General features: G+C 56.8%; 26 protein-coding genes. 13 read left to right on the top strand and 13 right to left on the bottom strand.

Annotated elements, in window-relative coordinates:
- Both K5905_RS03900 and K5905_RS03895 read left to right on the top strand, forming a co-directional pair.
- Positions 1-335, top strand: a 335-nt coding sequence (locus K5905_RS03900; protein ID WP_297580499.1) for an aldehyde dehydrogenase family protein, incomplete at its 5' end; no start/stop codon positions are given.
- A gap of 35 nt (positions 336-370) precedes the next feature.
- On the top strand, positions 371-1,534 hold the full coding sequence (locus tag K5905_RS03895; protein WP_297580497.1) for an iron-containing alcohol dehydrogenase: 1,164 nt from the start codon (positions 371-373) through the stop codon (positions 1,532-1,534).
- A gap of 101 nt (positions 1,535-1,635) precedes the next feature.
- Here the strand turns inward: K5905_RS03895 and K5905_RS03890 are convergent, their stop codons facing one another.
- The 6 genes from K5905_RS03890 to K5905_RS03865 form a co-directional block, all read right to left on the bottom strand.
- Positions 1,636-2,148, bottom strand: a complete 513-nt coding sequence (locus K5905_RS03890) for a hypothetical protein (RefSeq protein ID WP_297580495.1) — start codon at positions 2,146-2,148, stop codon at positions 1,636-1,638.
- A 135-nt stretch (positions 2,149-2,283) separates the two neighbouring features.
- Positions 2,284-3,510 (bottom strand): multidrug effflux MFS transporter, encoded by a 1,227-nt coding sequence (locus K5905_RS03885; protein WP_297580493.1) that lies wholly within the window; start codon positions 3,508-3,510, stop codon positions 2,284-2,286.
- A gap of 203 nt (positions 3,511-3,713) precedes the next feature.
- Complete coding sequence (locus K5905_RS03880) at positions 3,714-4,190, bottom strand: DUF6505 family protein (RefSeq protein ID WP_297580491.1); 477 nt, start codon at positions 4,188-4,190, stop codon at positions 3,714-3,716.
- A 5-nt stretch (positions 4,191-4,195) separates the two neighbouring features.
- Positions 4,196-4,897: a biotin/lipoate--protein ligase family protein gene (locus K5905_RS03875; protein WP_297580489.1), complete on the bottom strand. Its 702-nt coding sequence runs from the start codon at positions 4,895-4,897 to the stop codon at positions 4,196-4,198.
- Positions 4,894-6,000, bottom strand: coding sequence for an Mrp/NBP35 family ATP-binding protein (locus K5905_RS03870; protein WP_297580487.1), 1,107 nt, complete (start codon positions 5,998-6,000; stop codon positions 4,894-4,896). Before K5905_RS03870 ends, K5905_RS03875 begins: the two co-directional genes overlap by 4 nt.
- A gap of 7 nt (positions 6,001-6,007) precedes the next feature.
- The gene (locus K5905_RS03865) at positions 6,008-6,196 is read right to left on the bottom strand and encodes a DUF6494 family protein (protein WP_297580485.1); all 189 of its coding nucleotides are present in this window, start codon (positions 6,194-6,196) and stop codon (positions 6,008-6,010) included.
- 111 nt (positions 6,197-6,307) lie between these two features.
- Between K5905_RS03865 and K5905_RS03860 the strand changes: the two genes are divergently transcribed.
- Positions 6,308-7,054, top strand: a complete 747-nt coding sequence (locus tag K5905_RS03860; protein WP_297580506.1) for a hypothetical protein — start codon at positions 6,308-6,310, stop codon at positions 7,052-7,054.
- 16 nt (positions 7,055-7,070) lie between these two features.
- Here K5905_RS03860 and K5905_RS03855 read toward each other — a convergent pair whose 3' ends face one another.
- Positions 7,071-9,035 (bottom strand): 4Fe-4S binding protein, encoded by a 1,965-nt coding sequence (locus K5905_RS03855; RefSeq protein WP_297580484.1) that lies wholly within the window; start codon positions 9,033-9,035, stop codon positions 7,071-7,073.
- A 226-nt stretch (positions 9,036-9,261) separates the two neighbouring features.
- Here K5905_RS03855 and K5905_RS03850 point away from each other — a divergent pair, with 226 nt between their 5' ends.
- The 10 genes from K5905_RS03850 to K5905_RS03805 all read left to right on the top strand — a co-directional run bounded on the left by K5905_RS03850 (position 9,262) and on the right by K5905_RS03805 (position 18,626).
- Complete coding sequence (locus K5905_RS03850; protein ID WP_297580504.1) at positions 9,262-9,807, top strand: DUF3305 domain-containing protein; 546 nt, start codon at positions 9,262-9,264, stop codon at positions 9,805-9,807.
- Between the two features lie 47 nt (positions 9,808-9,854).
- Entirely contained in the window at positions 9,855-10,532 is a 678-nt protein-coding gene (locus K5905_RS03845; protein ID WP_297580483.1) for a DUF3306 domain-containing protein, read from the top strand.
- 63 nt (positions 10,533-10,595) lie between these two features.
- On the top strand, positions 10,596-11,204 hold the full coding sequence (locus K5905_RS03840; RefSeq protein ID WP_297580482.1) for a molecular chaperone: 609 nt from the start codon (positions 10,596-10,598) through the stop codon (positions 11,202-11,204).
- 59 nt (positions 11,205-11,263) lie between these two features.
- Complete coding sequence (locus K5905_RS03835; RefSeq protein WP_297580480.1) at positions 11,264-11,464, top strand: twin-arginine translocation pathway signal protein; 201 nt, start codon at positions 11,264-11,266, stop codon at positions 11,462-11,464.
- 102 nt (positions 11,465-11,566) lie between these two features.
- Complete coding sequence (locus K5905_RS03830) at positions 11,567-14,458, top strand: molybdopterin-dependent oxidoreductase (RefSeq protein ID WP_297580478.1); 2,892 nt, start codon at positions 11,567-11,569, stop codon at positions 14,456-14,458.
- A gap of 12 nt (positions 14,459-14,470) precedes the next feature.
- Positions 14,471-15,064, top strand: coding sequence for a formate dehydrogenase FDH3 subunit beta (gene fdh3B / locus K5905_RS03825; RefSeq protein ID WP_297580476.1), 594 nt, complete (start codon positions 14,471-14,473; stop codon positions 15,062-15,064).
- 204 nt (positions 15,065-15,268) lie between these two features.
- Positions 15,269-16,510: a formate dehydrogenase subunit gamma gene (locus tag K5905_RS03820; protein ID WP_297580474.1), complete on the top strand. Its 1,242-nt coding sequence runs from the start codon at positions 15,269-15,271 to the stop codon at positions 16,508-16,510.
- Positions 16,511-16,524: 14 nt separating this feature from the next.
- Positions 16,525-17,934 carry a c-type cytochrome gene (locus K5905_RS03815; RefSeq protein WP_297580472.1) on the top strand — a complete coding sequence of 470 codons (1,410 nt, stop codon included), beginning with the start codon at positions 16,525-16,527 and terminating at the stop codon, positions 17,932-17,934.
- Entirely contained in the window at positions 17,931-18,059 is a 129-nt protein-coding gene (locus tag K5905_RS03810) for a hypothetical protein (protein WP_297580470.1), read from the top strand. Before K5905_RS03815 ends, K5905_RS03810 begins: the two co-directional genes overlap by 4 nt.
- Positions 18,060-18,155: 96 nt before the next feature.
- The gene (locus K5905_RS03805; RefSeq protein WP_297580468.1) at positions 18,156-18,626 is read left to right on the top strand and encodes a hypothetical protein; all 471 of its coding nucleotides are present in this window, start codon (positions 18,156-18,158) and stop codon (positions 18,624-18,626) included.
- A 230-nt stretch (positions 18,627-18,856) separates the two neighbouring features.
- Here the strand turns inward: K5905_RS03805 and K5905_RS03800 are convergent, their stop codons facing one another.
- The 6 genes from K5905_RS03800 to K5905_RS03775 form a co-directional block, all read right to left on the bottom strand.
- Positions 18,857-19,654 carry a substrate-binding domain-containing protein gene (locus K5905_RS03800; protein ID WP_297580502.1) on the bottom strand — a complete coding sequence of 266 codons (798 nt, stop codon included), beginning with the start codon at positions 19,652-19,654 and terminating at the stop codon, positions 18,857-18,859.
- A gap of 35 nt (positions 19,655-19,689) precedes the next feature.
- The gene (locus tag K5905_RS03795; RefSeq protein ID WP_297580466.1) at positions 19,690-20,508 is read right to left on the bottom strand and encodes an ATP-binding cassette domain-containing protein; all 819 of its coding nucleotides are present in this window, start codon (positions 20,506-20,508) and stop codon (positions 19,690-19,692) included.
- Positions 20,501-21,208 carry an ABC transporter permease gene (locus K5905_RS03790; protein WP_297580465.1) on the bottom strand — a complete coding sequence of 236 codons (708 nt, stop codon included), beginning with the start codon at positions 21,206-21,208 and terminating at the stop codon, positions 20,501-20,503. Before K5905_RS03790 ends, K5905_RS03795 begins: the two co-directional genes overlap by 8 nt.
- Positions 21,209-21,417: 209 nt before the next feature.
- Positions 21,418-22,968: a TRAP transporter large permease subunit gene (locus K5905_RS03785; protein WP_297580463.1), complete on the bottom strand. Its 1,551-nt coding sequence runs from the start codon at positions 22,966-22,968 to the stop codon at positions 21,418-21,420.
- Entirely contained in the window at positions 22,965-23,468 is a 504-nt protein-coding gene (locus K5905_RS03780) for a TRAP transporter small permease subunit (RefSeq protein ID WP_297580461.1), read from the bottom strand. Before K5905_RS03780 ends, K5905_RS03785 begins: the two co-directional genes overlap by 4 nt.
- Positions 23,469-23,581: 113 nt before the next feature.
- Positions 23,582-24,679, bottom strand: coding sequence for a TRAP transporter substrate-binding protein (locus K5905_RS03775; protein WP_297580459.1), 1,098 nt, complete (start codon positions 24,677-24,679; stop codon positions 23,582-23,584).
- Between the last annotated feature and the right edge of the window lie 85 nt (positions 24,680-24,764).

Genomic DNA, 24,764 nt, shown 5'->3' with positions numbered 1-24,764 from the left:
CGGACGTCAATCACCAGATGTCCGTGATGCGCGAAGAAAGCTTCGGCCCGGTTGTCGGCATCATGAAGGTGAAGGACGACGAGGAAGCGCTGCAATTCAGGAATGACAGCCCCTACGGTCTGACCGCGTCCATCTGGACGGAAGATGTCATCGCTGCGTCCGAAATCGGCGACAAGGTCGAGACCGGCACCGTTTTCATGAACCGGTGTGACTATCTCGATCCGGCCCTGGTCTGGACCGGCGTCAAGGACACCGGAAAAGGCGCTGCCCTCTCCGAAATCGGCTTCCACAATCTGACGCAGCCGAAATCGTTCCACTTCCGCGTTGAGCATTGACGCGGTCCCTTAGATCTCTTGAGTTTGATGTGCAAATGAGCTCACTTCCTTCTGTAAACTGGTCCTATCCGACTTCTGTCCGTTTCGGTGTCGGTCGGATCAAAGAATTGCCGGATGCCGTCAAGGCGACCGGCATGTCCAATCCGCTGCTGGTGACAGATCCGGGTCTGGCCGGCCTGCCGATGGTTGCCGATGCAATTGCCAGCCTGGATGCGGCTGGACTTTCGGCTGCGGTTTTTTCCGACGTCAAACCGAACCCGGTCGACAGCAACATTGCTGCGGGCGTTGAGGCTTTCAAAGCCGGCGGTCATGACGGTGTGATCGCATTTGGTGGCGGGTCCGGTCTTGATGCGGGCAAGCTGGTTGCCTTCATGGCAGGTCAGACGCGCCCGATCTGGGATTTTGAGGATATAGGCGACTGGTGGACGCGTGCCGATCCGGATGGCATCGCGCCGATCGTGGCAGTGCCGACCACAGCCGGAACAGGGTCCGAAGTGGGCCGGGCAGGTGTGGTCACCAATGAAGAGACCCACACAAAAAAGGTGATTTTTCACCCGAAAATGCTTCCGGAGATTGTCATCTGCGATCCGGAGCTGACTGTCGGCATGCCGCGCTTCATCACCATCGGTACCGGCATGGATGCGCTGGCGCATTGTCTGGAGGCCTATTCCGCGCCGATGTACCACCCGATGTCCGAAGGCATCGCGCTTGAGGGTATGCGCCTGGTCTTGGAAAACCTGCCGAAGGTAGCTGCCGATGGTTCCGATCTGGAAGCCCGCGGCCATCTCATGAGCGCTGCCGCAATGGGGGCGGTCGCCTTCCAGAAAGGTCTTGGCGCAATCCACTCGCTGTCACACCCGGTAGGGTCGCTTTATGATACTCACCACGGTATGACCAATGCGGTTTTCATGCCGTATGTGCTGCAGTTCAACAAACCGGCGATCGAGCAGAAGTTCGAGCGTCTGGCCGGTTTCCTCGGCATCAACGGCGGTTATCAGGGTGTTCTGGAAACGATCCTGAAACTGCGCAGCGATCTGGATGTTCCGCACACACTGGCCGGTCTGAATGTTGATGATAGCAAGCGCGATCTGATTGCCGAAATGGCGATTGTCGATCCGACCGCCGGTGGCAATCCGGTAAAGCTGACCAAGGAAGCCGCGCTGGAAATCTTCGACAAGGCACAGGCTGGAACTGTCTAAGCAGACAGATCAACGCAAAAGCGCGCCATCTTCTGGCGCGCTTTTTTTGTGTCTGGTCTGTCGTCCGGTAGGGACAAGAAGAAAAGATTGGCTCTTTCCTGTCAGGCGGACTGGTTGCGCTCGATGTATTTGAGCATTGCGACCATCACGATGCCGTAGAGCACGTGACCGACCAGTGCGACCCAGACAATACCTGTGAAATTCAGGAAGAAAGGCAGACCGGCGAGGGACGTGATGCCGCCAATGGCAAAGACCCAAAGACCGAAGCCGTAAATTGCAGACGGCAGGAGCCAGTGTGTGTTGCCTGCGACGCGCTGCCAGATCGGGGCAAAAATAAACATCCAGCCAATGGGATAACCGATCAGGCCGACAACGTAGAAGTGTACGAAATAGCCCGCAAAGGCATTGTTCGGCAAACCGAGGGAACCAAGAAGGCTTTGGGCCAGTCCGTGCGGGGAAAGGTTGGCGAAGCCGAGTCCCGGGCTAACGATCTGTCCCCAGAGATCGAAGGCGATGGTTGCAAAGAAGCCGGAGATGAACATGAGGCCGAGCGTGTTGAAGTTAATTGCCGGCAAAGACCCCACAAGGCGCGTGTCCGAACTGATCGTATTCATGGCGTTTTACCTTCCTGGGCAAAGAATTTAGCTGCGCTTATTATTTAGGGATGATCGAGATAACGTGTGGTCAACTCGATGTTGCCGCGAATAGCGATTTTGTGACTGAATTGTCAGCGAATTCTCACAAGTAATTTACCACGCTTCACCTGCGCGGAAACGTTCCCTGCGCTCAAGGATGTGAGCAGCAAACGCCGCCAGAAAGCCAATTGCAGAACTTGCCAGCATCAGGGCCAGAACGGTTTTTGGTCGGTCACCGGTTTCAATTGCAAGGCCGGTGAGGCTGGTCAGGACGGCACCGCCCGCAAGCGTCAGGGCGCCGATCATCCCTGCGGCACTTCCTGCAAGAGCAGGGTTCACCGACATCGCACCGGAGTTGCTGCCGGGTATGGTGATGCCGTTTCCGAAGCCGACGAATATCGTGCTGGCAAAGAAGATGAGCGGGGAGACCCAACCCAGAGAGACGAGCGCTAGACCTGTCGTCATTCCCAGACAGGCGATGATCCGTCCGGTCAGCATCATCGCGGTCAGTGACACTCTTGATGCAAATCTGCCTGAGAGAAATCCGCCAGCGGAAAAACCCAGCGTAATGCTGCCGATGAAAAACCCGAGTTCAGCGGTCGAAATGCCGAAGGTGGTTGTCGCCACCAAAGGGGCACCGGCAAGAAAGATGTAAAATGCTCCGACCGAAAACGCCGTGCAAAGCACATAGGCGCAAAACCGGGGATCGCGGATCAAGGAAAATGGCGTCCCATGTTCCGCCGTCCCGGACTGTTCCGGATGATCCGTGTCGTGGCCTGGCCTCGTTTCGCCGAGGTCAATCCAGCAGAGGAGGAGAAGTGCTGCTCCGCAAAGAGAATAGGCGTAAAAGTTCGAGCGCCATCCGAATGCAGTGTCCAGAATGCCACCCAAAACGGGGCCAAGCATTGGGGCGATGGCCATACACATACTGATATAACCGATAAGACCTGCCGCCTTTTGGGGCGGGTTCGTGTCGCGGACGATGGCGAGCGAAAGCGTGTAGCCGGCAGAGACGCCGCCCTGCAGCATCCGAAAGGCGAGAAACACCCAAATGTTCTCTGCCAGTGAACAGACAACCGACGCGATGGTGAAAAGGGTCAATGCCACCAGCAGCACCGGTCGGCGACCGAAGCGGTCTGACATTGGACCGGCGATCAGCTGGATGACGGCCGTTGCTGCGAGATAGCCGGCGATCGCAACGCTGGCGAGGGCGTAATCGGTTTCCAAATCACGCGCGATGTTTCCCAGTGAGGGCAGAAACATGTTTAGCGACAAGGGCGAAAACGCTGTCAGCAGGATGATCGTGAATAGGTGCGGGGGTGTCCGGGATTTGGTTGTCACGGCAATAGTCTTTCCAAAAAAAAGCCCCCGAACTCGGTCGGGGGCGCATGGCTGGCGGTTATGGATATCCGCTACCGGTCCATGCACCTCTTGCTCACGACGACGATGAATTTGAGTGTCATAAAATTTCTCCTAAAGGGCAGACTAGACGGGCGAGCATCAGGGCGCAAGCCGTCCGATTTGTGAGCCCGGTGGACGCATGCTCACTCCAGATCTCCATGCATGGCCACGAGATCCAGTTCCGCCACCGGCGCCTCTATTGCGCTGTAGCTTTCCTTGACGCCTTCCCCTGTCAATTCCCGTTGAACTGCCAGCAGAGTGTTTTCGTCATGCTCCTCGCAGAGCTCAGCCATATAGGCCAGTTCTTCGGCGGCGACACCCCGCGCGGCCTCGACGGATGGTGCGCCGTAGATGTCAACGAAGTGCTGTGCCAGTCGGTCGATCAGTTCATTGAATTCAGTATCTTCAATCGGCGTGATCGCCACAAAGGTGACGCGGCCGAAAGTTTCCAGTCCAAGCCAGCCGTTGGCGAAGGCCTGGCGGGATTTGCCTGTCAGGTCGGCCTCCGTCCAGTCGGAAAACTCAAAGCCCCCGGAGAGACACCATTCGCCGGTTCTTGCAGGTGAGAAATAGACGTTCCGGTCGCTGTCATCCATATGAACGGCGCGGGCGAGTTTCATCAGGCTCATCCTTCCAGGCGGCTGGAGAGAGGGATCAGGACGGTCTCGTCTTCAGAACGAAGCAGCATGCCGAAATGTTCGTCGACACCAACGAAGGTTCCGGATTGGCCGTCGATCTCTATTGGTTCGCCAAGGCTCGGAACCAGTCCGCGCCAGTCGGCGTGAACGGGACGCAAACCTTCGTCGAGCCAGCGGTTGATCCAGTAAAGCGAATGACGCACCCAGCTTTCCAGCAACTGTTCCGAGGTAATGTCGGCACATCCTTCTTCCGAAAGATATGTCAGATCGGATGTCGCGCCGGGATTGGGATCGGAACTTGTCATGTTGAGGTCTAGCCCGAGAACCAGCCAATCAGGTACGGACTTTGGGTCTCCGGTTGACGCTTTCACTTGCATTTTTCCGCAGACAGCGCCGTTTACGCGAACCGTGCCGTCCCACTCGAGATGGACGGCGACTTCCGGTGGAGCCAGTGCACCGAGCGCGGCCTGAAATCCAAGACCACAAACCGGAAGGGTTGCCATGGCTTCTTCCAGAGCAACTTCCGGTGCGAAGATCAGGCTGGCGCGAAGGGTATCGCCGGAAATGTTGTAGACAACCGTTCCCGGATCCGTACCCATGGTCGCCAGCGCGACGGCCCGCTCAAAGGGATCGGCAGTGCCGGTCACCGGTTCACCCTGAAAAAGTGGAGGGAATTGCAATGCACTCATGCCTGTCCCTCCGCGACCAGTGCTTTCGCGAGTTGGCGGAAAACATCAGCTTCAGGGGCTTCCGGTGACTTGACCGCGATGGGAGTTCCACCATCTCCAGCCAAGCGAATATTGAGATGAAGCGGTACTTCCGCCAAAAGCGGCACACCAAGATTTTCCGCTTCCGCTGCAACTCCGCCATGCCCGAATACATGTTCCTCATGTCCACAGTTGGAGCAAATGTGGGTCGACATGTTCTCGATCATTCCCAGAAGCGGCACATTCATCTGCTGGAACATGTCGATGCCCTTGCGGGCGTCAAGAAGGGCGACGTCCTGCGGAGTGGAGACGATGATGGCTCCGTCGACAATGAACTTCTGGCAGAGCGTCATCTGCACGTCACCGGTTCCCGGGGGCAGATCGACAATCAACACATCCAGCGCACCCCACTGCACCTGGGACATCATCTGCTGCAAAGCGCCCATCAGCATTGGTCCGCGCCAGACAACCGCCTGGTCACCAGACGTCATCAGACCGATTGAAATCATGGTCACGCCATGGTTGCGCAGAGGCAGGATCATCTGGCCGTCGGGAGAGGTCGGTCGGCCAGAAATACCGAGCATTTTCGGCTGGGACGGACCATAGACATCCGCATCCAGCAGGCCGACCTTCCGGCCTTCCGCGGCCAGGGCACAAGCAAGATTGGCGGCGACTGTCGATTTTCCGACACCTCCCTTGCCGGAGGCAATAGCAATGATCCTGTCGATACCCGGAACCTTCTGCGGCCCGGATGTGCCAGGTGGTGCCGGACGGGGCTTGATGGGTTGCGGCTCTACGGGCTGTTGACGGGAGGCGGAGGAAACTGTGGAAGGCTGATCTGAATGGGATGTCAGAATGATCTGAACGTCGCCGCATCCTTCAAGGGATTGAAGCTTTTGTTCTGCCTCCGCTTTCAGCTCCTTCATCCTGCTGACGCGACTGGGGTCGATTTCCAGAACAAAGCGGACCGAGCCTCCGCTCAATTGGAGTGCCCGCATCATGCCGGACGCGACGATGTCTTCCCCGGTTGTCGGGTCTGAGACTGTTTTCAGAACTTCCAGAACGGTTTCGCGCGTCAAGGACACGTTGGACTTACCCCTCGATCTCACCATCGACTTCGTGTTTGAGGCCCAATTCGTCAATTGTGATGACGGCCTTCACCTTGAAGGATTTTCCGTCTGAAGGCCCGGCGTCGCGCACGGCATTTTCAATTGCCTGCTGGGACGTGACACCCACCTGTTTCAGAAATTTTCGCATCGACATGTTGAAATCGTCGCTCATCTTCTTCTCCTTCATGAAACATGGATGCATTGACGGCTGATGGAATTCGCCCATACCCTGTCGCTATCTGTCAGCAACGTGAGGGAGGAGCGCGTGTGCTGCCGTTTTTTGATGTCTTGTGTGTTTGCGCTCGTTATTAGCGCCGGATTTGTCGTGCCTGGCAAGGCCAATGCGCGGTCGTTCCGGTTGAGTGTGCCCGATGAACTGGTCGCTTCGGGATTTTTGAAGCATTTGCTGCCCCGATTTTCACTCAAAACGGGGGTGCGAATAGAAATCGTGGCGCAGGACGCTGCTTCCGAAGCAGGATTTTCAGCAACCGGAAAGGGAACGTCCGTCTTTTCCGGCCTCGGAAGAGATTGGGTTCTCGTTGTCGTCGATGCAGGGAACGAGAATGTGGTCCGGTTCCGCGACTGGGTGACAGGAGAGGTCGGCAAAAAGACAATCGACGCCTTTCGTCCGGATGGAAAGGTCGTTTTCACAGCCGCAATCGCCAAACCTGAAGATGTGAGCGTTGAAATCATTTCAGGAGACGCCGCTTCCGGTGAAAAACTGGCGGTCCTCCACTGCGGGCGCTGCCATATGGTCAACGAGACCACCCGGCTGACAACAATCGGGTCAACACCATCCTTTGCGATCATGCGAAACTTTTCCGACTGGCGGTCGCGATTCGAAGCGTTTTTCGTATTAAACCCGCATCCATCATTCACGCAGGTCGAGGGTGTTACAGAGCCGTTTGCGGTCAGCCGTCCACCCTCGATTGTGCCCCTGGAACTGACACTGGAAGAGCTTGACGCGATACTGGCGTTCGTCTCGCGTATTCCACCGGCGGATCTGGGTGCCCCGATCCAGTACGACTGATCTTCTTGTAGTAAATTCAATGGTCACGCCGTTTGCTGATGTAATCGTCCGTGGTGCGCACGCGTGGCCGCTCACCACCGGCAAACGGATTGTTTTCTGAATGGTAGACCGAGTTGACCCTGCAATCGTCGCACATCTGAATGAGGCGGACCGCCTTGTTGTCCTGGAACATGGAGTGATTTCCGGCGAGTTTTTCCGTCAAGCGCTCAACGGTTGAACGCACACCAAACGGCTTTCCGCATTCGATGCAGGAGAACGGCTCTTCTTCCTTCAGGACAAGAGGCGTCAGGGCGTCGTCGCTCAAGTTAAGGCGTGGTTCCAGGGTGAGGGCATTTTCCGGGCAGAGATTTGCGCAGATCCCGCATTGAAGACAGGCATCCTCCTGAAAGCGCAACTGCGGCTGATCCGGGTTTTCCTTCAAGGCACCAGAAGGGCACAGAGAAACGCAGGAGAGGCACAGCGTGCAGGCGTTCTGATCCAGATTGACCGTGCCATAGGGGGCGCCGACCGGTAGCGCAACCCGGGTGTCATCGGTATTCAAAGCTTTGGCAGCAAGGCGCGTGATTTGCCTGCGGGAACCGAGCGGGAGTATGGGCTGAATGTCCGCTACAGGTTCAATGTCCGTGTAAAGGTAAGTATCCAGTTGCTCTGGGTCGGTAATGTCGAGCAACCCGATACGCGTGTCGCCGGCAATTGCGTTTGCCAAATCGACTTGAAGCGGGAAGCCGTCTCTTTCCGTTTCCGGCGACAGGAGAATTGTCACTGTCCCGAAGCCGCAACCGAGGGCTGCCAGCGCTTCCGCGTGGCCAAAACTTGCGAGCGCCGTCATCCCCATAGGGATAACATCGGCCGGCAGGCCTTTGCCGTAGCGCGCGCTCAGGCGGATCAAGTCGGCACCGTGCTTGTTGTCGTGAACCAGCAGCCGGGGACTGTCGGAACTGAGCTTGCGCCAAGTTGAAGCCAAAACCTGAAGGCGTTTGAATACGTGATCAACTGGCGGCGCATCGTAGGAGATTGCACCGGACGGGCAGACCGCGGAACAGCTGCCGCAACCGGCGCAGACCATCGTATCGACGGCCACATGATCGCCAACCGGTGAAATCGCACCGGTCGGGCAAAGGTCGAGACAGCGTGTGCAACCGGTTTTCTGAGCCCTGGAGTGAGCACATAGCTGCTGGTCCAGTTTGACGTAGATCGGCTTTTCGAAAGTTCCGACCAGGTGTGAAGCCTCCAGGATTGCCCCAGTCCGGGCTTCGAAATTTCCTGGATCGACGCGCAAATAACCTTCCCGTTTTTCAGGAGCCGGAAACAACGGACCTTCTCTGCGGAAGTCGAGAATAATGTCGCATTCCGTTCGTGCGCCGCTGCGGGGGGGCGTCCAGTTAAACGCGCCGCGCCCACCAGGGATCCGTTCCTGCAGGGTGTTGAAAGACAGGCTGAAATGTCCGAGTGCGCCTTGAGCCGATTTAACCTTTCCACGAACGATGTCGAAGCGTCTGTCTTCCGCAATCGGCAAGTCGGCATCCGGATCAAGGAGAACGGTGACGCTGAGTGTCTCACACAGATGTGAAGCAGCCGAAAGTGCTGTTTCCGTATCGCCGAAAATGAGGCACGTGCCGTCAGAGGCAACGTCGACGACTTTCTCACCGGGTTGAGGAAGGCCGGCTTCGGCGATCAGCGCCGCCATTTTCGCCAAAGGAGGTTTGCCGTCGTCTGTCCAGCCGGCCCGGTCGCGGATATCGACCGTAACAGGGTCGCCCACCTGAAGGTCGGCGGCAAATTCCTCGAAGAGCTGTTTTTCCTGACCACAGGCGATAAGAACACCCCCGGTTCGAATCGCTTCTTCCGTGATCGCTGCTTCCGTCCGGCAGAGTTCAGTGTGCACATTCGAGCATGGAATACCGGTAGCCGCTTCAATCTCTGCCGCGTCGATCGTCTGACTTTTCAGGCAATCGCACAGCAGAACCTTGCTGTATGTCATCGCTTGCGCGTCCTCTCCCCCCGGACCTGCATCTCAAATCTTCCCCTCATAAGAGCAACATGTCCGACTGACATAACAAGGGCGGTTGTCCGTCCACGTCAAGTTCGACTTCTGCGGGGGTTGAAATTTGTAGGACATGCTCCAGCATGTAGGACAAATACACAAATTGGTCGAGTGCCATGGATGGGAGGAGAAATCCGCTGTGACAAGCGAGCGAACATGCTCGATGCCGGTTGGCGTCGTTGTCAGGAGGCTGCCAGGTGTGACGCGATGGCAGAAATGGTCATGGCGGCCGGTTTCGCTACTGCCTGGTGCAGGGCCCGCGGATTGGACGGTGTTGCGTGAAGAAGGCGACGCCATTGAATATCACGCAGCCACGTTAAGCCTTGAATTGCACCGGGCGGACACGGAAGCGTATCTGACGGCGCTGTCCGACAAGGTGCCGTCTCTTTATGTGGTGATGCGTCCTGCCGAAGAGACCGAGCACGATGTGCCAATGGATGTCATGCTTCTGACCGCGTCCGCCTATGAAGGTCAGGACTATGCGGATGCGAGTGACGTCATGGTCGAGAAAGTGCCAATGCCCGCGGGACTGATTGCGTGGATCCGTGAATTTGTCGAAGCCCATCATGAAGACGAGGTTTTCATCAAGCGCAAACGCGACAAGAAGCGAATCGACCTGATAGAGGACGGTGTCGGAGATCCGAGAATCCAGCAACTCAGTGATGTCTACAGGGCGCCAAACCGTAAACCCAAGAACACGTTGCAGTAAGGGGAGTTGGACAGTGAAGGGAATTGGCCAATGAACGGAATTGGGCGATGAGCGGATCGCAGGGTAAGGGCACGGATTTCTGGTCCCGCAGAAAAGCCGCGGTGCGCGATGCAGAGGACGCTGAACGTGCGGAACGGGAAGCGCTGGCCGACGCGGAATACCGCGATGAGCTGGAACAAAAAACCGATGCCGAAATCCTTGACGAGCTTGAACTGCCCGACCCGGAGACACTGAGTGAGGAAGATGATTTTTCCAGATTCCTTTCTGCAAAGGTACCTGATCATCTTCGCCGCCGGGCATTGCGCAGACTATGGGGATTGAACCCGGTGCTCGCCAACCTGGATGGGTTGGTCGACTATGCCGATGATTTTACCGATGCGGCGACGGTCATTCCGGACCTCCAGACCGTTTACAAGATCGGCAAGGGGATGCTGGAACAATTCGCCGGCGAGGACGCACAGGAAGAGCTGAAAAGTGCCGTGCAGGCGGTAGAGACCGAAAGCACGTTTGAGAGTAGTTCCGAGTTGCAGTGCGAAGAAAATATCGCGTCGCACAATGATGGTGGCAAAAAAAGAATAGCATCTATGCAATTGACGGAAGGTGATGATCTCGTGCAGTCTAGAAATGCTGGGGCTGACTCACTTGACTTGCAAGAAATTGCCCTAACTGAAGATAGTGAAGAACCTCGTCAAACGAGGCGACGTATGCGATTCGACTATTCTTAATACTAAAGTCTAACAAAGACTGAAAGTAAAGTTACTGCTTCGTTTGAGGGAGGAATATCGCGGATGTCCGCAGTGGCCACGGAATACGTGATCGATCCGGAGGATCGCGCACGGGCTGATCTCTACGATTTTCTTGGACTGTTACTCGTCAATCCTGCCGATGCAATGCTCCTGTCTCAGGTCGCAGGCTTGCACGGAAACGACACACCGCTCGGAGCTGCGCTCAACACCCTGGCAAAGGTTGCTTCCGTTACCTCTGCCGAAACGGCCGAACGGGAATTCAACGCCTTGTTTATCGGTCTGGGCCGCGGAGAACTCCTGCCTTATGCGAGCCACTATCTGACCGGTTTCCTGAACGAGAAGCCGCTGGCAAATCTGCGTGATGACATGGCCAGGCGCGGCATCAAGCGTGCGGATGGAAAACACGAGCCTGAAGACAATATCGCATCCCTCATGGAAATGATGGGTGGGATGATTGTAGGCCGCTTTGGTTCGGTAACCTCCGTTGCGGAGCAGAAGTCTTTTTTCAAGGCCCATATTGAACCCTGGGCCATTCATTTTTTCACCGATCTGGAAACAAGCAGAAGCTCCGTTTTCTATGGAGCAATCGGATCGCTTGGGCGGCAGTTCATGGAGATTGAGAGCGAAGCTTTCGAAATGCTGCCTAACTGAACAATTGCGCTGGCAATTTAGGTGGCTTGTGCCACCGCTAGGAGAGGAGGATTGCGAAGATGAAGCGACACGAAAAGGCTGAGCCCAAGGAGGGGGCTGGACGCCGGGACTTCCTGAAACTGGCAGCATTGTCGGCTCCGGCCGCCGTGGCTGCAACCGCTGCCGCCGGCACTGCCGAAGCGACTGAAGTAGATCCCACATCCACGAAGATGCAGGACACCGCGCACACGCGCGCCTATTTCGACAGCGCCCGGTTCTAACTGGACCCTGTGAATACCCCGGTCGATGGTTGCGTGACGCCCGATGACCGGATCACTGAAAACCCAGCCACATCAGAAATGATGTTAGCAAGGTAGGGCAATATGCTTAGGAAAAAGACCAATGGGGTTGCGCGACGCCCCCAAGGTGCAAGTATCCTTAGAGACGCTGCACACAAATCGGTGGACCGCCGGACATTCCTGAAGGGATCCGGTGTCGCCGCAGGTGGCCTGGCCGCCATCACCGCGACAGGCGGTTCCGTAACCAAGGCCCAGGCACAATCGACGGATGAAGCCGTCAATCTTGTAAAATCGGTATGTACACACTGTTCCGTCGGCTGCACCGTGATTGCGGAAGTCAAGAACGGGGTCTGGACCGGTCAGGAGCCGGGTTGGGACAGTCCATTCAATCTTGGCGCTCATTGCGCAAAAGGCGCATCCGTGCGCGAGCATGCACATGGCGAACGTCGACTCAAGTACCCGATGAAAAAGGTCAACGGCGAATGGACGAGAATCAGCTGGGATGAAGCGATCAACGAGATCGGCGACCAGATGATGCAGATCCGCGAAGAAAGCGGTCCTGACAGTGTCTACTGGCTGGGTTCGGCCAAGCACAACAATGAGCAGGCCTATCTTTTCCGCAAGTTCGCGGCCTATTGGGGCACCAACAATGTCGACCACCAGGCCCGTATCTGCCACTCGACCACGGTTGCCGGTGTAGCCAACACATGGGGCTACGGCGCCATGACCAACAGCTACAACGACATTCACAATTCCCAGGCAATTTTCATCATCGGCGGCAATCCGGCGGAAGCTCATCCGGTTTCGCTGCTGCATGTTCTACGTGCCAAGGAACAGAACAACGCACCGCTGATCGTGTGTGATCCACGCTTCACCCGAACAGCGGCCCATGCAGATGAATATGTGCGGTTCCGTCCCGGAACGGATGTTGCCCTGATCTGGGGTATCCTGTGGCACATTTTCGAAAACGGCTGGGAAGACAAGGAGTTCATCCGCACCCGTGTCTGGGGCATGGACCAGATCCGTGAAGAAGTTGCCAAATGGACACCCGACGAAGTCGAGCGGGTCACTGGTACACCGGAAAGCCAGATGAGGCGCGTTGCCCGTACGCTGGCGAACAACCGGCCCGGCACTGTTATCTGGTGCATGGGGGGAACCCAGCACACCAATGGCAACAACAACACCCGCGCCTACTGCATCCTTCAGCTTGCTCTCGGCAACATGGGGACGACCGGAGGCGGCACCAACATCTTCCGCGGCCACGACAATGTTCAGGGTGCGACGGATCTTGGTGTTCTCAGTCACACACTGCCGGGTTACTACGGCCTGAGTGCAGGAGCCTGGGGCCACTGGGCGCGTGTCTGGGATGAAGACCCGGACTGGCTGAAATCTCAGTTCGCAACCGTGAAGGGCGCGGACGGCAAGGACAAGAACCTGATGAACCTGACCGGTATCCCGGTCAGTCGCTGGATCGACGGCGTCCTTGAAGATCCGGCAAATACCGATCAGCCGAATGCGGTCCGGGCCATGGTCCTGTGGGGCCATGCACCGAACTCGCAAACCCGCATGACGGAAATGAAAACGGCGATGGAAAAGCTGGATACACTGGTCGTGATCGATCCGTATCCGACGGTTTCCGCGGTGCTTCACGACCGTACCGACGGTGTCTATCTGCTGCCGGCCTGCACGCAGTTCGAAACGCGAGGTTCAGTAACCGCATCGAACCGTTCTCTGCAATGGCGCGACAAGGTGGTGGACCCATTGTTCGAAAGCCTGCCGGATGAAGTCATCATGGCCAAGTTTGCGAACAAGTTCGGCTGGGGTGATCGTCTCTTCCGCAATATCGAAATGGAAGATCCGGAAACGCCGAATGTCGAAAGCATCACGCGTGAGTTCAACCGGGGTCTCTGGACCATCGGTTACACCGGTCAGTCACCGGAACGCATCAAGTCGCATATGGCCAACCAGCACACGTTCGACCGGACAACGCTTCAGGCCGTCGGTGGTCCGAACGACGGCGAATATTACGGTATGCCGTGGCCGTGTTGGGGCACTGCCGACATGAAGCATCCCGGAACGCCAAACCTTTACGACATGTCAAAACCTGTCGCTGAAGGCGGTCTGTGTTTCCGTGCACGCTTCGGCGTTGAACGGGACGGGGACAATCTGCTCGCAGACGGTGTTTCCAATCCGGGTTCTGAAATTCCGGACGGTTATCCCGAGTTCACCATGCAAATGCTGATGGACCTTGGATGGGACAGCGACCTGACGGATGAGGAACGGGCTGCAATCGATGCAGTTGCCGGTCCGAAAACCAACTGGAAAACCGACCTTTCAGGTGGGATCCAGCGGGTTGCCATCAAGCATGGCTGTGCACCGTTCGGCAATGCGAAGGCGCGTGCCGTCGTCTGGACATTCCCGGACCCGATACCGCTCCATCGCGAGCCGCTTTACACCAACCGCAGGGATCTGGTGGCGGATTATCCGACCTATGAGGATCGGAAGTTCTACCGTCTGCCGACCCTTTACGCCTCTATCCAGAAGCAGGACTTCTCAAAGGATTATCCAATCATCCTGACGTCCGGCCGACTGGTGGAATATGAGGGCGGTGGTGACGAGACCCGTTCGAATCCATGGCTTGCAGAGCTTCAGCAGGACATGTTCGTGGAAATCAACCCGCGGGATGCCAACAATCTCGGTGTGCGTGACGGTGCGCAGGTCTGGGTTGAAGGGCCGGAGGGTGGCAAGGTCAAGGTCATGGCAATGGTGACCGAACGGGTCGGCGAAGGTGTTGCCTTCATGCCGTTCCACTTCGGAGGTCATTACCAGGGTGAAGACCAGAGGTCGAAGTATCCGAAGGGGGCCGATCCTTATGTTCTGGGTGAAAGCAGTAACACCGCTCAAACCTATGGCTACGATTCGGTGACTCAGATGCAGGAGACCAAAGCCACTCTCTGCAAGATCTCGGCAGCGTAAGGAGGATACGCAATGGCAAGATCAAAGTTCCTTTGTGATGCCGAACGCTGCATTGAGTGCAATGCCTGCGTTACGGCATGTAAAAACGAAAATGAGGTGCCCTGGGGGATCAATCGCCGGCGTGTCGTGACCATCAATGACGGCAAGCCGGGTGAACGGTCGATCTCCGTGGCCTGTATGCATTGTTCGGACGCCCCCTGTATGGCGGTGTGCCCGGTCGATTGTTTCTACCAGACCGAAGAAGGCGTGGTTCTGCATTCCAAGGACCTGTGCATTGGCTGCGGCTACTGCTTTTACGCCTGTCCGTTCGGCGCACCGCAATTCCCGCAAGCGGGCAATTTCGGATCGCGCGGAAAAATGGACAAGTGCACATTCTGTGCCGGTGGTCCTGAAGAAAACAACTCAACCGTTGAACGCGCGAAATACGGCAGCAACCGCATTGCGGAAGGCAAGCTGCCGCTGTGCGCAGAAATGTGTTCAACCAAGGCACTGCTTGCGGGCAATGGCGACGTCGTGTCCGCCATTTACCGTGAGCGTGTGGTCGCCCGTGGCTTCGGTTCCGGCGCCTGGGGTTGGGGCACTGCATACGGTCAGAAGGGTGGCTAAAGGGTCTTTGCAGATCGCTGTCCGGAATTCCGGACAGCGACCTTCTGAAGGCTGAGAGCCAAATCACGATTGGGGTGGGGCGGTGCCGACCAGCGAAAGCAGGTGTTTGCGCCGCCCCGTCCATCTTCCATGACTTTCCCCATGAAGTCTGGAGCTTTCCGTTGCAAACGATTGCGTGCCACGTTGGAAATGTGAGGCCCTGCCATGAAGCGCTTGATTTTGGCGTCTGTCATTCTTCTTGCTCTGCTGATCCCGGGATATGCGCAGGAAAAAACCCAAGACCAGGGTCAGGGTCAAGGTCAGGGTCAGGGGCAAGCCACGGAACGGTCCGCAACGGGTGGTGCGCAGACGCTTGAGGACATCATGCGGCGTCAGCGTGGTGAAAGAGTGGATTACAATTTCCGCCGCAACGCCACGGGCGACCCGAATTCCGCAGCTTCCATTTCCTCGCAATTGGGCACTTTGGGCGGAGTGTCCGATCCTGAGCTCTGGCGCGCGCTGCGCTACGGATCCGCGGATGTTACCGTTTCATCTGGCGGCAAGGCGGCAACGGTCCTGATGCAGGATGGGGGTATGCGCTGGCTTGAATGGCGCAAGGGACCGCTGGCGACTTACGGGGCCTATCTGCTGATTGGGACACTTGTGTTTCTGGCGCTGTTTTACCTGATACGCGGGCGTATTCGAATTGATGGTCAGAAAACCGGGCAGACCATCACTCGGTTCAAGGCCGTCGAGCGTTTCGGTCACTGGTTGCTCGCCGGCAGTTTCATTCTGTTGGCAATTACCGGTCTTCTTACGCTTTTCGGGCGTTTTGCTCTGATCCCGCTGATCGGCAAGGATACCTTTGCGACCATGGCGCTCGGGTCCAAATGGATCCACAACAATGTCAGCTGGGCGTTTATGCTCGGCCTTGTCATGGTGTTCGTTATGTGGGTCGCGCACAACATTCCCAACAAGACGGATCTGAAATGGATTGCCGTGGGTGGCGGACTGTTCAAGAAAGGCGTTCATCCACCGGCAAGAAAATTCAATTTCGGTCAGAAGCTGATCTTCTGGGGCGTGATTGTCCTGGGTGCGTCTATTTCCATCTCCGGCATCTCACTTCTTTTCCCGTTCGATTTCCCGATGTTTGCGGCGACTTTTGAGGCGCTGAACGCAACGGGCATACCGCAATTGGTCGGACTGGGAACGCTGCCGACCGCACTCTCTCCGCATGAGGAAATGCAATATGCGCAGCTTTGGCATTCGATTGTTGCCTTCCTGATGATGGCAATGATCCTGGCGCATATTTATATCGGCTCTGTCGGCATGGAAGGGGCCTATGATGCCATGGGCAGCGGCGAGGTCGAGCTGCAGTGGGCGCGCGAGCATCACGGTCTCTGGGTAGAAGAAGTCGAGGATGCCGACCGCCGGACTGACGATAAACACGCCGTTCCGGCTGAGTAGGCGTCGGGTTGCTCATGCCTGCCCATCAATCCAGTTCCCCGGACCACGTCCGGTGGCGGCCCATCTCGGTCAGTGACGGTCTCACCCGGCTGACAACGCTTATGCTGACGGGGGGCTTTTTTCTGGTGCTGTCAGGATTGGCGGGCAGCGGCGCTGAATTCCAGACCCTCAAAGGGCATGGTGGTCCGGTGATGGACATCTCGGTGTCGCCGACGAACGGTGTTGTAGCAACGGCAAGTTTTGACAATTCCGTTGGCATTTGGTCCGGTCGGACACCTCGCTGGCTCGACGGTCACGAGGCGGCTGTGAAAGTCGTTCAGTTCGTTGACGAAACCCATATTGTTTCGGCTGGGGATGACAATGATCTGATCCTTTGGAACCTCCCCCAGGGTATGCGGAAGCGGCTTGAGGGGCACACGGCCAAAGTGACAGGACTTGCCGTTTCCCCAGACGGCGCGCTGGTGGCCAGCGCGAGCTGGGACACCCGTGTCGGGCTCTGGCCGGTTGATGGTGGTGCTCCGGAATTCCTTGAAGGGCACACGGCCGGTGTCAACAAGGTGGCGTTTTCCCGCGACGGCAGATGGCTTTATTCGGCCTCCGTCGATGGATCGCTCAAATTGTGGGATCTCGCCGCCAGATCGGAAAAACGGATTGTCGATCGCAACGGTTTCGGCATCAACGTGATGGTGCTTGGTGGCGATGTCGGGGGAAGAGCGTCCTGGGTCGCCTATGGTTCGCAGGATGGCGTTACCCGGATTGTCGACCTGAAGACGGGTGAGCGCCTGCACGATTTCTCCCTGGAGCGGCGGCCTATTCTTGCCATGGCGCTCAGCCCTGACGGCTCTCAGCTTGCGACGGGTGACGGTCATGGCTTCATTACGATATTTGATACCAAATCCTGGTCCATCGAAAAGGATTTCAAGGCAGCGTTGAAAGGCCCGATCTGGGCGCTGGCCTTTTCCAATGACGGCGAGGTTCTTCATGCCGGTGGGATCGAGAACATAGTCTATTCATGGCCGGTTGCAGAGCTCGCGTCCTTCGATCCCATGGCACAAAAGACACCTGAATTTTTGCGACGACCTGAGGACATGTCCAACGGCGAACGACAGTTTGCCCGCAAGTGTTCGATCTGCCATGCCCTGACGACTGATGGTGGACGCAAAGCCGGACCGACACTTTATCGCGTGTTCGGCCGGCAGGCGGGGACACTGCCAGGTTATCCCTATTCGGAAACCTTGACAGGGTCTGATATCATCTGGTCGGAAGAAACGATCAATCAACTTTTCCTGGACGGACCGGATCATTTCATTCCCGGATCGAAGATGCCCATGCAGCGAATTGTGCAATCGGAAGATCGTGACGATCTGATCGAATTCCTGAAAACGGCGACGACTGCCGAAGCACTTGATGGAGGATCGCAATGAAAGCAATGCTTCTTGCCTTTGTGGCAATCGTGGTGATTGCGATCGGGGCCAACCAGACCCTTGAACATATGGGTTTTTCCAGTGCCGAACAGACCAGCAGTTCATCCGTCAGGCTGGGAGAATAATCAATCGGAGCGAAGTGAGCTTCCAGCCCTGATGCCAGCTAGATACCTGTCAGAATGTAATAGCCCGTCACCTGGGTGATGACGCAGAGTGTGTTGATGCTTGCAGATCAAACAGAAATTTATCGACCCCGCGCAGTTTCCGATCTCGGGACCTGGGCAATCGAACCGCTTCATTTCAAGGTATATGGCCTTCTTGCAACCGGCAAGGAAGTGACAGACAACATGTTGCATACCGCGAAGCAATTCGTTGGTGAAGAGGTCCTGCAGCGGGTTGCTGATATGGGTGAAAGCAATGATCTGGGCTTTGTAATCATTCACCCTGGCGACATTGGGATATCGATCGCGGTGCACTGGTGGGCGCAAGGTTCCGTGTTGTGCCAGCATATTTACCGCAAGGCCTATGGTGACAGTGCGCCTATGGACACCGTATCGCGACCGGTGATCGCCTGTGTCTGGGAACTGGCATTGATCAATGCTGAACAGGAAGCCTGGCGGAGCATCATGATGTGCGAGGCGCCGGATCGCGCTGCCTATCTTTGCGCGCGTGCTCAGTTTGACGTTGCCTAGGCCGTGTGGACGAATTGATTTGGAGCGTGTGTGAGATTGAGGCGGAGCCAAAAGAATTTAACTTCGACTCTCCAAAAAATGCTCCCTCTCCTTGTGGGAGAAGAGGGAGCGGTTGAAAAGGCAGACGCTCGCGACGTAGAAGGTCTGCGCTTTCCTTAAATATGGTAGTTAACTTGTTAATTTACAACTGCTTATAAGAAGATATTCCCATAAGTTGTAGACAAGGTGTGTTAGCTCGATCCGTCATTTGCGTTTGGAAAAAACAACTGTTGTCCGTCGACCTTGTATGACGCAATGGCATCCTGGCCATCTTTTGACAACAGCCAGTCAATGAAGGTCTGACCGAGATCCGATTTCACGTGCGGGTGTTCCTTCGAATTCACCAGAATGACACCGTACTGGTTGAACATTTTTGGATCGCCTTCCACAACAATTGTGTGGTCGGCCTTGTTGCCAAAGGCAATCCAGGTGGCACGGTCCGTCATGATATAGGCCCCCATGCCGGTTCCCGTGTTCAGGGTTGCCCCCATGCCGGATCCGGTCTCCCTGTACCAGTCACCCGAAGATGCTGCGGCGTCGACACCGGCAGCTTTCCACATGCGCAGTTCCGCCTTGTGGGTGCCGCTGTCGTCACCGCGCGATGCAAAGGGCGCTTTTGCCTCGGCGATCTTTTGCAGGGCCTCGACGACATCGCTTGAACCGGCAACCCTTGCGGGATCCGACGTCGGACCGACGATGATGAAGTCGTTATACATGACGTCTGCACGGGATACGCCAAAGCCGTCGGAAACGAATTTTTCTTCTGAAGGTTTGGAGTGAACAAACAGGACATCACCGTCGCCATTGGCGGCATTCCTGATTGCTTGTCCCGTGCCGACAGCGACGACCCGGACTTCGATCCCGGTCCTGTCCTTGAATTTCGGCAATAGATCGTCGAAAAGGCCAGAATTCTGAGTGGAAGTCGTTGATTGGACAATAATAAATTTATCGTCCGCAATTGCCGATTGGCAGGCGACGGCAAAACAGATTGCAGCGCCGGTAAGCGCCAGAAATGTTCTTCTGATCAAAGCATTCTCCTGGAATGGTTTTGCATGGAATGGGTATTGGGTCCCAGATAGAGCCGGCCTTGTCGCCAGGCGCGAACCGGTTCGCTCTGAGGTGTGTTCAGTACCTGATCGACCGAGCCTGTTTCGGCAACGGATCCGTCTTGCAGAAATATCAGGTCCTCTCCCAGGCGCTTTGCCTGACCGGCATCATGGGTCACGAGCACGATGGTCACACCGCGCGCACTGGCATCCATCAGAAGATCTTCGATCGCAGCGGTTGACGCCGGATCGAGGTTTGCGGTCGGTTCGTCCAGAAACAGGAGATCCGGTTCACAGGCGAGCGCCCGGACAAGGGCAAGACGCTGCTGTTCTCCCCCGGAAAGAACGCGCGCGGGACGCCGGGCGAGATGAGACAAACCCGCGGAGGCCAGTGCCGTTTCAATCTTGCCCGAGCGTTCCTTGCCGCGCCATCCCCGCACTGACAAGGCGAATTTGAGATTGGCGAGGACGGAACGGCGCAAGAGAACCGGACGCTGAAAGACCATCGCCTGAGAGCGCCTGGATTGACGGGTCAGTGGAGCGCCCTGCCAGAGAACCTCACCGGACGCAGGCTGCAGCAATCCGTGCAGAAGACGAAGGAGAAGGCTTTTTCCGGCGCCATTCGGACCCATGATCAGGGTGCGCGATCCTCGCAGGATCTTGAGATTGACGTCGTTAAGCAAGGAGTCTTTGCCAGCCGTGAAGCCGAGCGACCGTGCCTCGAGGAGCACATCTCGCGGCGTTGATTTTATCGTTGCTGATGGTGCGGCGGCGAGGTCGAAAGCGATGTCACGCATAAGCGGCCCTCGCAGCTGAGGCTCGCAATGTCATGACGCAGGCGTTCACGAAGAATGCGATCAGAAGAAGAATGACGCCGAGAGCCAGTGCAAGCTGCAGGTTGCCCTTGGAGGTTTCCAAAGCGATTGTCGTGGTCATGACACGCGTGACGTGATTGATGTTGCCACCGACAATGATCACGGCTCCGACTTCTGCAACAGCACGGCCAAATCCGGCAAGTGCAACTGTCAAAAGACTGTAGCGAGCATCCCAGAGAAGCGATGTCAGGCGGTCGATCGGACCAACACCCATCGAGGCATATTGTTCCGAGTATTCTCGATTGAGGTCCTCGACCAGCTGTCGCGTCAGTGCCGCTACAATCGGAGTGACCAAAACCATCTGTGCGACAATCATCGCGGTCGGGGTGTAAAGCAGTTTGAGCGGACCAAGCGGTCCCGCTGCCGACAGCAGCAGGTAGACAAGCAGTCCGACGACGACAGGTGGCAGACCCATCAGGGCATTCAGGCTGACGGCAAGAAGCGTGTGGCCCGGGAAACGGAATGCGCCGACGGCCGCGCCAAGAGGAAGTCCGATCAGGCAGGCAAAAAAGACAGCAGTCAGTGTGACCCGCATGGACAGGCCGATGATTTCCATAAGGTCCGGATCAAGTGCGAAGACAAGGCCAAACGCCCCGCCAAACACGCTCCAGAAACTGTCCATTTCTGCATTTCCTCCCGTTATTGGGAAAAAATACCGTAAAATGCATAAAAAACCAAATGGTATGCGACCGAAGTGATCGAGAAAGCGTCAAACACAGTTTTGGCAGTGAGACCAAAGAGAACCCAAGGCGCAATCAGAACCCGGCGAAACTGAATCGGTTCCGCCGGATATCAAGATTTTTCAATGTGTTAAGCAGTCTGACCGGCTCGTTAATACAAAGAGCGTGGCAACCACGTAGCAATGATGGGAAATATCCAGAGGATCCCGACCGCCAGGATCTGCAGGAGGATGAAGGGCACCACACCTCGATAGATCTGGCCGGTCGTGATTTCCTTCGGCGCGGCTCCTCTCAAGTAGAACAGGGAGAAGCCGAAAGGTGGTGTCAGAAACGAAGTCTGCAGGTTGATGGCGATCAGCACCGTCAGCCAGATCGGATCGATCCCCATGAGGATGAGGGGTGGGATCAGAACCGGCAGAAGAATGACCGAGATTTCGACGAAGTCGAGAAAGAAGCCGAGTACGAATACGAAGAGCATGGCAAAGATCAGCGCCCCGCTCGGGCCGCCGGGCATCTCGTTGAGGATCTCATGCACGCGCTCCTCCCCCCCGAGGCCGACAAAGACCAGCGAAAAGAAACTTGCCATTAGGATAGTCGCGAAAATCATTGAGGTGACGGTGAGGGTCGACAATAGCGACGCCTTCAGCAGACCGTCGGAAAAGGCAGCTTTCAGAATGCGAAGGACAACGCCAAGCGAGAAGAGGGCCAATCCGGCATAAACTGCTGCCAGAATGTATCCACCGAGCGTGATGTCTGACCGTTGAAGCCGAACAGGCAGAAGTGTTGCGGCAACTGCCAGGAACAGTAAGGCAGCCGTTGCCAGAAGGATCAGGCGGGTGGAAACACCAAGGCGACGACCCGCAAGCAGGATAGCGCCTATTGCGCCGACCGACGCTGCCTCATTGGGGGATGCGATGCCGCCCAGGATAGAGCCGAGAACGGCAATGATCAGAAGTATGGGAGGAACGATTGCAGCGGCAATTTCGCGGCCGGAAGGTTGATCGACATGTTCCTTCATGGCCGGCGCATCGCTTGGGAAGATCCGGGCACGGGCAAGAATATAGACGCAATAAACCGCGACCAGCAGCAGGCCCGGCACCATGGCCGCGGCAAAGGTCTGACCGACCGAAATGGTTTCGATCGTAAACTTGCCCTGTGCATATTGGGCCTGCTGGAAGGCGTTCGACATGACGTCGGCCAGAATGATCAGCAGCGTCGAGGGTGGAATGATCTGGCCGAGCGTACCTGCGGTGCAGACCATCCCGGAGGCGAGTTTGGGATCATAACCGTTGCGCAGCATGGTCGGCAGCGCAATCAGACCCATGGCGACCACTGTCGCGCCGACAATACCGGTGGAAGCTGCAAGCAATGCCCCGACGAATACAACAGAGACACCGAGTCCGCCATTCATGCGGCCGAACAGGCGGCCCATCGTTTCAAGGAGTTCTTCTGCGATGCGGCTCTTTTCCAGAATAACACCCATCAAGACGAAGAGCGGGATTGCAGTGAGCACGGGGTTGGTCAGGACGCCGAAAAAACGCTGCCCCATCGCCCCCATGAGCTGGATGTTGAAATCTCCAAGCAGCCAACCGAGCAGGGCGAACCCCGTGGCGACGCCGGCAATCGTGAAGGCGACCGGATAGCCAAGCAGAATGAAGGCGATCAGTGCGCCGAACATGATGAGGTCGAGGGGCAGGGTCATTCCGTTGCCTCTTTCAAGCGGAATATATCGCGAATGAGCGCGGCCAGACCCTGAACCAGCAGCAGGACGCAATAGGCTGGAATGAGGGATTTCAACAGGAATGACGCCGGAATTCCGCCGACGGAGATCGGGCCTTCCATAATGGCCCAGCTGCCACGGACATAAGGCCAGGAAAACCACAGAAGGACAATCAATGCGGGTGTGAGCAGAAACAGATGACCGAAGAGGTCTATCCAGGCCTGCGTGCGTTTGGTGCATTTCGCGTAGAAGATGTCGACCCGGACGTGGGCGTTGACCAGAAACGTATATCCAGCACCCAACATGAAGATTGCTGCGTGGAAATAAAGAACACCTTCATCCAGGAAAATGTAACTGTAGCCGAAGACATAGCGCAGCAGCACGATAACGAATTGCAACAGGAGCATGGCAAGCGCTGCCCAGCAGAGCGTGTTGCCTATTACCGAATTGACGCGTTCCAACGCGCCAGCAATTTTTTCCATTCCGGTCCGGCCCCCACAAAACCGATCCGCGCATCATTCAGCGCAGATTATCCCGTCTTCGAGAAACGGGTCGGCACCGAAGCGCCGACCCTGGATATGGTTTAGCAGATTTATCAATCGTACTGATAGTCGAGCAAACGCGCGTTCATCTGGCCGTTGTCGGCGTATGGCATGTATTCGCGCATCAGCTTGCGGTAGGCGAGGAAGCTTTCCGTGATCCGCTGGACGAGCTCGTCGTCATTGGCCCGCAGATCCGCGATCACCTCACCGGCAGCGTTGCCCATGGCCACGATGACGTCGTCCGGCAGCTTGCGCACCATCACGTCATGTTCATTGACGAGCTGCGTCAAGGCCTGGGCGTGCTTTGTGTTGTACTCGGTCAGAACGTCATTGTAGAGGCTGGCGCAGGCGTGCGACACGGCGCCCTTCAGATCGTCCGGGAGGTCGTTATAGGCTTCCAGGTTGACGGCGCATTCTTCCGCGGAAGAAGGCTCACCGACACCCGGCCAGTAGTAGTTCTTGGCGATCTGGTAATAGCCAAGCGCGCTGTCGGTCCAGGGTCCGATGAACTCACCGGCATCAAGTGCACCGGATTGTAATGCCTGGAACATGGCCGGACCACTCATGGCCTGGACTGCCATGCCAAGCTTGGAGCACATTTCGGACGCCAAACCGGTTGAGCGGAACTTCAGTCCCTTGAGGTCATCAACGCTGTTGATCTCGTTGCGGAACCAGCCTGCCCACTGGGGACCGGAATTGCCGCACAGGAACGGCTTCAGGTTGAAGCGCCCGTAGATCTCGTCATAAAGGGCCTGACCGCCACCATGTATCAGCCAACCGGCTTGCTCGGGCGCAGTGAGGCCGAAAGGCTGCGAGCCGAACAGAAGAATGCCCTTGGACTTGGAGCCCCAGTAGGCCGGCACGGCGTGGTAAAGTTCCGCAGTTCCCTGACCGACGGCATCAAACACACCATTGCCCGGGACGATTTCCCCGGCTGCAAAGAGCTTGACCTCGATGCGTCCGCCGGAAAGTGAAGTAATGCGATCCGCAAGCATCTGGGCCGCGACACCCGGGCCTGGCAGGTTTTTCGGCCATGCGGTCACCATGCGCCACTGGCGCACGTCCTGCGCAATGGCCGGTGCTGCCAGCGTGGTTGCCGCCGCCGCCACTGTTCCTGTTGCGCCAGCTTTCAGAAAATCACGTCTTTTCATTGTCATTCCCCTCGTTTCAAGAGTCCGGTCCGGAGCGTCCCACCGTGGTTTTAGTTGCCCAAGATGCCCGGCAGGTTAAGCCCCT

It is taken from the genome of Roseibium sp. (assembly GCF_025698965.1).
In the GTDB taxonomy this organism is placed as follows: domain Bacteria; phylum Pseudomonadota; class Alphaproteobacteria; order Rhizobiales; family Stappiaceae; genus Roseibium.
The sequence above is the reverse complement of the archived record's forward strand: the minus strand, read 5'-3'. Positions and strand labels throughout refer to the sequence as shown.